Origin of the sequence: Acinetobacter sp. UBA3132 (assembly GCF_002364825.1) — a bacterium.
Classification (GTDB): domain Bacteria; phylum Pseudomonadota; class Gammaproteobacteria; order Pseudomonadales; family Moraxellaceae; genus Acinetobacter; species Acinetobacter schindleri.
Genome location: NZ_DEZM01000148.1, coordinates 633 through 3,785, shown reverse-complemented (window position 1 = coordinate 3,785; position 3,153 = coordinate 633). Strand labels below are relative to the sequence as shown.

The 3,153-nt window shown below is 38.3% G+C and carries 3 protein-coding genes; 2 read left to right on the top strand and 1 reads right to left on the bottom strand.

All coding sequences use genetic code 11. The annotated features are described in order from the left end of the window. The coding region (locus B4033_RS08285) for an ABC transporter ATP-binding protein (protein WP_286833127.1) at nt 1-656 on the top strand (656 nt) is incomplete at its 5' end. Between the two features lie 194 nt (nt 657-850). On the opposite strand, the gene B4033_RS08280 is transcribed toward B4033_RS08285, so the two are convergent. Then, nucleotides 851-1,042: a hypothetical protein gene (locus B4033_RS08280; protein ID WP_286833126.1), complete on the bottom strand. Its 192-nt coding sequence runs from the start codon at nt 1,040-1,042 to the stop codon at nt 851-853. 423 nt (nt 1,043-1,465) lie between these two features. Here B4033_RS08280 and B4033_RS08275 point away from each other — a divergent pair, with 423 nt between their 5' ends. Then, on the top strand, nt 1,466-2,119 hold the full coding sequence (locus B4033_RS08275; protein WP_071320500.1) for a YitT family protein: 654 nt from the start codon (nt 1,466-1,468) through the stop codon (nt 2,117-2,119). The last annotated feature ends 1,034 nt before the right edge of the window (nt 2,120-3,153 follow it).

Below are 3,153 nucleotides of genomic sequence, written 5' to 3'. Positions count from 1 at the left end.
TGGAAGTTTTGCACGGCATGGACCTGTGTATTGAACGTCAGGATTTTGCTGCGCTGATTGGTCCTTCAGGTTCCGGAAAAAGTACCTTATTGAATATTCTGGGCTTGCTGGATCAGCCGAGCAGTGGTGAATTATATCTGCTGGGCCAGCCGACCAGTAAAATGACAGATACAGAACGGACTGCACTACGAGGCAACAGTATTGGCTTTGTTTTCCAGTTTGACCATCTGATTCAGGCATTTACTGCCCTCAATAATATTTTAATGCCATTAATGTTGACTCACGGGAGACCCGATCAGCAGTCAATTGATCGGGCACGTGAATTACTGGCAGCAGTTGGACTGGAAAAGTTTGCTGATCGTAAACCGAATGAGCTGTCTGGTGGACAGCAACAGCGTGTTGCGATTGCTCGTGCATTAATTACTAATCCAGCTTTATTACTGGCGGATGAACCCACCGGAAATCTGGATACGCAAACTGCGGAAGAAATGTTTGCGCTATTTCGTAAGGTGCATCAGGAACGGGATTGTGCCGTACTTTTAGTCACCCATGATCCACGTTTATCAGCCACCTGTGATCGTACCATCAATCTGGTCGATGGCCTGATTCAAAGTGATACCAGAGCGCAAAGGGTTGAGAAGCAACCGAAGGAATGAATCATTTACTCATCATTATAAGAACATGACTATTCTGATTTTGATCATGTCGCTCATGTTCTATAATAGGATGAGTTTTTCAAAAAGTATCAAAAGCAGAGGGACAGCCCATGTATTTTCAGGATTTTTCAGGGGGTAGGGTAGTTCAAGCCAAATATAATGCTAAAGGCCTGTAATACCATAAAGATGATTGGCTAGGGATTCTCATCTTCTTCATCCTCATGTCTTTGACGGATCTGGTCGCGTTTAACTTCGGGATCTTTATCCACACCTAATTGACCACGTTGAATTTCCCGATCCTGCTTTTCTTGCGGGTCTAATTCCTCCTCAGGAAATTCTTCGTTCAATGCTTCCTCAAGTTCTTTGTTTTCATCTGGATTTGCCATAAGAGTTTACCTACTTCTTCATGAATCACGTTATTGGATGTTCTTTCTATTATAAAAACCGAACCTCCCAAGTCTGTTGTATTTATAGCTCGGCTGATTTAAAAAATTGTTGCCGATGTAAGTGATTTTAATGACTCGCTAATAATCCTAATAAGTGCTTTATAAATGTTAATGCTTGTTTAGAAGCATTAGTTCACAATTTCTTTTTCTCCTGGACAGATCAATGTATTAATCTAAGTCTAGTACCAAATATCTTATGACATAGAGAATGATAAATTTTATATAAAAATCAGTTTTGGTGCCTGTTGCTGGCAAGCAAATTGCAATAACAACATACCGTCAGGTTCTGTGCCAGAAGTGCAGAGCCTAAATTAAACCCTCAGCTTCGCCACAAGCGGAAAAGAGTTTTAAAGGTTAGCGTATATGGCAATTCAATCTAATCCTCGGGTGATTTACCCGACGCGTCATCCTGCACCGCAGGAGACCAGAAAACATACTGCGTTTGAAGACCTACAGGCCTTATTTTCAGGCTCTCTGTTTGTCAGTATCTGTATGACCATGTTTGCTCAGGCGGGCTTATTGACCGGCAGTACCGCAGGGCTTGCCTTTGTGCTGCATTACGCCACAGGCTGGTCTTTCAGTCTAATCTATTTTGTGATCAATATCCCTTTTTACTGGTTCGCCTGGAAATATATTGGCAGGGAATTTACGCTTAAGACTTTTATTTCTGTCGCTTTACTCTCACTGATTACCTTTATTGCACCTCGGTATTTGCATATTGATTATTTGCATCCAGCTTTTGCCGCGATTGCAGGTGGCTTTCTGATGGGAACCGGTGTGCTGTTCTTGGCCCGACATAAATCCAGTCTTGGTGGTGCAACCATCATTTCCCTATATGCACAGGAAAAGTGGGGTATGAAAGCAGGCAATGTACAGATGGTAATTGACTGTATTGTGGTGCTACTTGCACTCTGGATTGTGCCATTTGATAAAGTGCTTTGGTCAATTCTGGCAGCAGTGATCATGGGAAGTTTTCTGGCGATTAATCATCGACCGGGACGCTATAAAGGGCATTAAATAAAAGACAAGATTGGAAAATAGCCTAAGCATTAATACTGATTCATAAATCTAGAAAAGAGCAATAAACAACAAGGCCTGTTGCTCTTTAATATTGAATCAAACCACGTCCATCAGAACATGATCGCTAGGATGTGTACTGATAGCTAACTATATTAACTTTAATTGAATTACTTTAATTTGCTATCTAAATGACTTTCTTTTACGTGACTTCTTTCCGCCTTCAGTTTTATAGCTGAAGGCTTTTTTATAACAAATATCTACAATAATTTATTGTGTTAAAAGTAGAGCAACACCCCTTATGAACATCTCAAAATTACAATCCTGGAGTAGATTACTGATAAATAAAAAAGTATATTTTTTAGCTTAAATTTGCCGATTTATTCATCTAAAACACTATAATCAGAATAAAATTAAAAACAGTAAAATCATCATTTTCACTACCATATTCAGATTTTGTTTAAATTGACCAAGATGTTTCAAGTAGTCTGTCATTAAGTCCAACACTGAACAAATCTGTTCATCGTTTTTTTGTCTCTTTTAATAGTTAAAAACTTTGATTGCCCTGAAATAGGGCTAAAAATGATGATGGTGAATAGTCTATTTGGCTTTTTAAAGTAAAGGTATTTATAAAAAAGCTATTTTCTATACGGTGAATAACCTGAGTAAACCTAAGGATTCATTAGAACTTATCAGCTCTAAAAAAAACTATATATTAGAAAAACTGCTAAATATTCTTTAAAAATAGGCAGAATAAGAATAATAGATTTTTTGTATATGAAAGATAAGGAAATTGATTGGATTATAATCAATAGAAAATTGCAACAAATTGTATAATTTTTCAGCAAAATCACAACTTGAAATGATATTTCGTTGACTGTAAAGCAAGGAGATACGATACTCTCAAGGTTTAATGCAAACATATCGGTTCACAGGGTCTGAGTCAAAAGCTTGATCCTCAAAACTCTATCAAACGCAAGGGGCTATATATGGCTGGTGGAAAGTCAACAATCATTTACACACTGACCGACGAG